Source organism: uncultured Campylobacter sp. (assembly GCF_938040115.1).
GTDB lineage: Bacteria > Campylobacterota > Campylobacteria > Campylobacterales > Campylobacteraceae > Campylobacter_A.
In genome coordinates this window covers 1-5,519 of record NZ_CALHXD010000323.1, presented here as the reverse complement: position 1 = coordinate 5,519, position 5,519 = coordinate 1, and the positions used below count along the sequence as shown (strand labels likewise).

4 protein-coding genes are annotated in these 5,519 nt (G+C 47.8%); 1 reads left to right on the top strand and 3 read right to left on the bottom strand.

The genetic code is table 11. The features are described from left to right. Positions 1–383: 383 nt before the first annotated feature. Together Q0314_RS10955 and Q0314_RS10950 are read right to left on the bottom strand one after the other, a co-directional pair. The gene (locus Q0314_RS10955; RefSeq protein ID WP_298058972.1) at positions 384–1,766 is read right to left on the bottom strand and encodes a DUF945 family protein; all 1,383 of its coding nucleotides are present in this window, start codon (positions 1,764–1,766) and stop codon (positions 384–386) included. 21 nt (positions 1,767–1,787) lie between these two features. Continuing rightward, positions 1,788–2,165, bottom strand: coding sequence for a RidA family protein (locus Q0314_RS10950; RefSeq protein WP_298058970.1), 378 nt, complete (start codon positions 2,163–2,165; stop codon positions 1,788–1,790). Between the two features lie 93 nt (positions 2,166–2,258). Here Q0314_RS10950 and Q0314_RS10945 point away from each other — a divergent pair, with 93 nt between their 5' ends. Beyond that, positions 2,259–2,732 (top strand): cysteine permease, encoded by a 474-nt coding sequence (locus Q0314_RS10945; RefSeq protein ID WP_298058968.1) that lies wholly within the window; start codon positions 2,259–2,261, stop codon positions 2,730–2,732. A 149-nt stretch (positions 2,733–2,881) separates the two neighbouring features. On the opposite strand, the gene Q0314_RS10940 is transcribed toward Q0314_RS10945, so the two are convergent. Continuing rightward, the coding region (locus tag Q0314_RS10940; RefSeq protein ID WP_298058965.1) for an efflux RND transporter permease subunit at positions 2,882–5,519 on the bottom strand (2,638 nt) is incomplete at its 5' end.

Below are 5,519 nucleotides of genomic sequence, written 5' to 3'. Positions count from 1 at the left end.
CTTGTTTAGATTTCAAAGATTGACTAATTAGTTTAACAGTGTTAAATTAAAAAACATAATTTAAAAGTCAAATTTGAGATTCTCAAAAATCAGAGAATGGTTTATTTAACTCAAAATTAAAACTTACGATATTAAAAGAAAAGGCTTTATTAACGTGAAAGTTAAAGGTGGTTTCTCAATTCGTGAGCTGGAATTATACAAGCAATATGCTTAAAAGAAGCTGAAGGAAAGGAGGGGTGTAAAAAATTTTAGAGATTTTTTGTTGGTGGTTCTATCAAATTTTATTTTGCAGAAATTTACCTTAATATATAGGCAAAAACAAAATTCATTCAGCGGACGAATCAGTAAATTTAGCGCTATCGTCCGCTAAAAATAAAACGAAATCAGTTTGCCATTAGGCTCATTATAAATTCTTTGAGCGAAATTTTATCGTTTACGAGCAGATCATCGCTGCCGACGTCGTGCTTAAATTTCGCGCTCATATACTCGCCATCTTTGGCAAAAAGCGAATTTACGCGCTCTTCAAAAGGCTTGATACCATCCATCATCTGACTAAAGTCACTATCGGCCATCAGCCCCTTATACGCGCTTAAAAACTCTGTTATAGACGCGGCTTGCACCTTTATCTCGCCGTCAAATTTGACCGCTTTTAGCGCTGTTTGGATATCTACGTCGTCATGCAGCGTTTTGCTTTCCGCGCCAAGACCCGACGCATCGGCTACGACGTTAAATTTAAGCTCCTTTCCGTTTGGGTTTTTAAAGCTAAAATTTTTAACCTCCATCACATAGTTTTTACTCATCAAAATCTTATAAAGGGTCGCCTCTTGCGGATCGCTCACGTACATCGCCATCGCTTCTTTATTTACGTTTTTCTCGTTTAGGCTCAAATTTAGCTGCGTAAGAACCTTTTTGCCATCCACGTCAAGCGCGCCCAAACTAGCGTCGGTAATCGTATCGAGAAGATTTGCGTCTGCATTTTGCTTTATCTGTGCTAGAAACGACATACCCGTGATGCCGACCGATTTTGGAAAATCATAACCCTTAGTGCTGTTAAAGCTCATTTTATCGGCCTTCACCCCGATTTTAGCTATATTTTCGTAGGCGGTTTGTATGTTTATAAACGAGATGAGATCGTCAAAGCCCTTGAAGTCGTTAAGCTCGATGAGCACGGAAGCGTTTTCTATATCGACCTTATCCACGCCGTCCGTATCGCCGCCGCCGATTTTACCGACGCCGATTTCTAGGGATTTTATCTTATTTTCTTTGATTTGCGCCTTTGCAAAAGGCTTTGAGATTACAAAGCTAGAGTCATCTTCATTTGTTTTGATATCGGCCAAATTTAGCGTCACGTCGCGGGTTTTATCAAATTTTATCAGCGCGTCGACGCTTAAAAACTCGTCCGTGCCGAAAATTTTCTTTAGATATAGCGCGGCTTCGGGCGTTAGCGCTTTGACGTCGCTATGAGCCTTAAAGCCGCTAAACAGCTCGGCAAATCCGTGTTTTAGCGTCGTTTTGGCTTCAAATTTGATCGGATCGTTGCCGTCGGTGAGCTCGAGTTTTAGCACCGCGCGCGAACTAAATAAGCCTTTGTCGTAGTCGTTTTCTACCGCGTTTGCTTTTATATTGAAAAATCCAAGCTTCAAAGTCTCGCTAGTTAGCCTCGTCACGCCCCTATCGTAGGACTCTTTGGCTTTAGACGAGCCGTAAAATGCGACTCCAAAAACCGCAATCAAAACGACTGCAAGCGCAAATATAATCTTTTTCATTTTTTTCCTTGATTTTAAATTTTACTTCGTCGCCGCGATGAGCTCGATCTCGACTAGGCCGCCTTTTGGCAGCGTTTTAACGGCTATCGTACTTCTAGCCGGATACGGCTCGCTAAAAAATTTGGCATAGATTTCGTTTACCGCCGTAAAATCCTCGATGTCGGCTAGAAAAATCGTCGTTTTTACCGCGTTTTCAAAGCCAAGCCCCGCCTGCGCCAAAATCGCCTTTAAATTTAGCATCGATTGCTCGGCTTGAGCCCTCACATCCTCGCCCGCAAATTTGCCGTCAGGCGTAACGCCCAGCTGCCCTGAAATAAACAAAAATCCGTTTGCCTCGATCGCCTGCGAATACGGTCCGATCGCTTGCGGAGCGTCTTTTGTAGAGATAACCTTTTTCATTTTCGTCCTTTGTAAAATTTGGGCGAATATTACCTAATTTACAGCCAAAAAAGCAAATTTCGCTATAATTTCCCGTAAAAAGGCACGAAAAATATGAAAATAACCCTTGCGCCAAACGAATTTTTAGACGATTACGTTCTGGGCTGCGAATTTGCGCGAAACGCCGAAATTTCGGGCAATGCGTATCTGTTTTGGAGCGGCGCGATCTGCGCTAAATTTGAAAACTCGCGCATCGTTTTTCTGCATAAAAAATGCATTCCTGCGCGATTTCGCGAGGCGGCCGCGCGCTGCAGCGATCTGGCCGGACTCGTGCTCACGTCGGCATTTTGCTCGTTTACGACTCTAGCACCCTCGCACCTCGTTGCCAAAAACGGCTCCAAACTCTATCCGCTTTTTGATCTACGCGAAATTTGCGGGATAAAATTTATAAATTTAAAGAAATTTTACGACGATTTCGGACTTGATTACGACTACAGAATTTATATAGAAAAGTGCTCGTTTTTCTCGCCTGCGCCGCTTGAAAAGCGCATAAAGCTAACCGAAACGATGTGCCTGGGGTATTATTAAACCGCGTAAATTTAGGCTTTTTGGCTTGCGAATTTAGCTAAATTCGGCCGTAAAACCCGGCTCAAATTTAATCCGCGCCGAATAAACCCGGGCTTTAATCAAAATCTACCGCGCCGCGCGGAAAAAAGCGATAAATTTACGCGCTAAATTTAACGAGCTTCCCATCCTGCCGCATTTTGCTTATCTTGCTCGGTTACGGACGTGAGCTTAGAAAGCCGCCTGCCAAGGAAGTTTTTCACGTCATCAACGATAGAATAAACCGTCGGCACGAAAACGAGGCTAAGCAGCGTAGAAACGGCCAGTCCGCAAATCACGGCTACCGACATCGTCGCGCGAAACTCCGCGCCAGAGCCGCTAGCAAACACCGCAGGCGCCATGCCGGCGATCATAGCTATCGTAGTCATAACGATAGGTCGCGCACGCTCAGCGCCAGAGCTTAGCAAAGCCTGCCTGACGTCGCTTCCGCGCAGGCACTTTTCGATGACGAAATCAACGAGCAAGATAGAGTTTTTACCCACGATAGCCATGAGCATTAAGATGCCGATGACGGCGGATAGATCAAGCGCCCCGCCGTAAAGTAGCAGACCTCCGGCCGCCCCGCCGATAGAGAGTGGAAGCGCAATAAATATCGTCGCAGGCTGCAAAAAATCGCGAAAAAGTACGATCAAAACCAGCAAAAACATCGTTACTCCAAAGCCAAGCGCGATACTAAACTGCTCAAACATCTCGCTCATATACTCACTATCGCCGTACTCGGGCGAGGAGATGCCTTTCGGCAAATTTTGCATCGCGGGTAAGGCATAAATTTGCCCCAAAACTTCGCCTATGGTAAATCCGGGTTGCAAATCGGCCTCGACAGCGATCTTACGACGTTTATCAAACCTCTCTATGCTAGCAGCGCCCTGCGAATACGAAACTTCTGCCACGCTTGAGAGCGGCACGGCCGTCCCTGTCGCGCTTTGGACGTAAATTTTACGCAAAACTTCAAGATCGTTTCTAGCGCTCTCCTCTAGGCTAACGCGGATAGGTACTTGACGGTCCGGCAGGTCAAATTTTGCCGACGCCGCGTCCGTGTCGCCTACGGTAGCGATACGCAAAGCTTCGCCAACAGTCTGATGGCTCACGCCCAGCCTTGCGGCCTCTTTTTTGATTAAATTTATGCGGATTTCCGGCTTTTGCAGCGGTTCGTTTACTTGAGCGTTTTTTACGCCCGCAACTCCGCTCATTTGAGATTTTATCAGCGCGGCGGTTTTAGAGAGCGCGTTCGCGTCGTCGCCTGCTAGGATTACCGAGATATCGCGCGCGGCCATGTCGTTAGCGAAGGCAAATCTCATATCGCTAAATTTAGCCAGCTCCGCCCGCAGCTCGTCTTCAAACCGCTTTTGCGTAACGTCGCGCTGCTTGTGCGGTTTTAGCGTGATTAGCAGCTCGCCCTTGTGCGTTTCGCCGCCGCCTCCGGCTATCGCAAAAACCGACCGAACGGCAGGGTTTTCTTTGATGACGCGAGTTAAATTTATCAGCCTCTCGTCGGTCTGATCTAGCGTAGAACCCGGAGCTAGCGTGATATTTACGCTGCTTCTGCCGACGTCGCTTTGAGGCAAAAATCCCGTCGGTAAAAGCGGAATTAGCGCAAACGAGCCAAGCAGTAGCAAAAAGCCGAAAAAGAGCGTAAATTTGCGGTGATCTAGCGTGAAAGTTAGCAAATTTAGATAGGCGGCCTTTAGTTTGCCCGCTTCGCGCTCCTCTTTGGCCTCGGGCTTTAGGATATAGGCCGCTAGTAGCGGAGTGGCTAAGCGCGCGACTAAAAGCGAAGCCAAAACCGCCGCCGCAACCGTGATGCCAAACTGCCTAAAATACTGCCCGATGCCTCCGCCGATAAAGCTAACTGGCAAAAATATCGCCACTATCGTTAGCGTAATGGCAACCACTGCAAAGCCGATATCATCAGCCGCGTCGATGGCGGCCTGATAGGGGCGTTTGCCTAGGGCTAGGTGCTTTTTGATATTTTCTATCTCCACGATCGCGTCGTCTACGAGTATGCCGATAACTAGCATGAGAGCCAGTAGCGTGATACCGTTTAGCGTGTAGTCCAGCAGATAAAGCGCCGCAAACGTCGGTAGAATCGAAAGCGGTAGCGATATAGCCGCCACTAGCGTCGCTCGCGCGTCTCGCAAGAAAATAAATACCACAAGCACCGTTAGTATCGCACCCTCGGCTAGCATCCAGATCGTTTGGATATAGCTTTGCTTGGTTTCGTTTGCCGAGGTGTAGATCTGATCTATCTTCACGTCTGCGCGTTCTGCCGTAAATTTAACCAGCTCCTCCTCGACCTTTTGCATCACGACCGTGTCGCTGGCGCCTTTTGAGCGCGATACGCTAAAACCGACCGTCTCCAGCCCATCCATCCTCGAGCGCGCTCTAGGCTCAGCGTGCGAGTCCTCAACGCGAGCGATGTCGCCCAGACGGACGTTTCGGCCGCCGTCTAACCAGATAGGAGTGTCGGCTAGCTTCTCGGCGCTCCTTGCGCCGCCCGTTACGCGCAGGCTGTTTTCAGCACCGTCTAAAACCGTTCTACCAGCGGGCAAATCGGCGTTATTTTGTGCGAGCTGCTTGCTGATATGAGCAGCGTCTATTTTTAGCGAGCTAAGCGCGGCGGGGTCTAAAAGCACCCTAATCTCGCGCGTAACGCCGCCTAGGCGCTTTACTTGTTGCACGCCGGGGATCGCTAGCAGCCGCTTTTTTATCTCGTTATCTATCAGGTGCGATATCTCGCTTTGGTCTAAATTT

Bases quoted from the DNA above. Each gene is read 5' to 3' on its own strand.
- Q0314_RS10950 (WP_298058970.1), bottom strand. From the start codon at position 2,165: ATGAAAAAGGTTATCTCTACAAAAGACGCTCCGCAAGCGATCGGACCG.
- Q0314_RS10955 (WP_298058972.1), bottom strand. From the start codon at position 1,766: ATGAAAAAGATTATATTTGCGCTTGCAGTCGTTTTGATTGCGGTTTTT.
- Q0314_RS10945 (WP_298058968.1), top strand. From the start codon at position 2,259: ATGAAAATAACCCTTGCGCCAAACGAATTTTTAGACGATTACGTTCTG.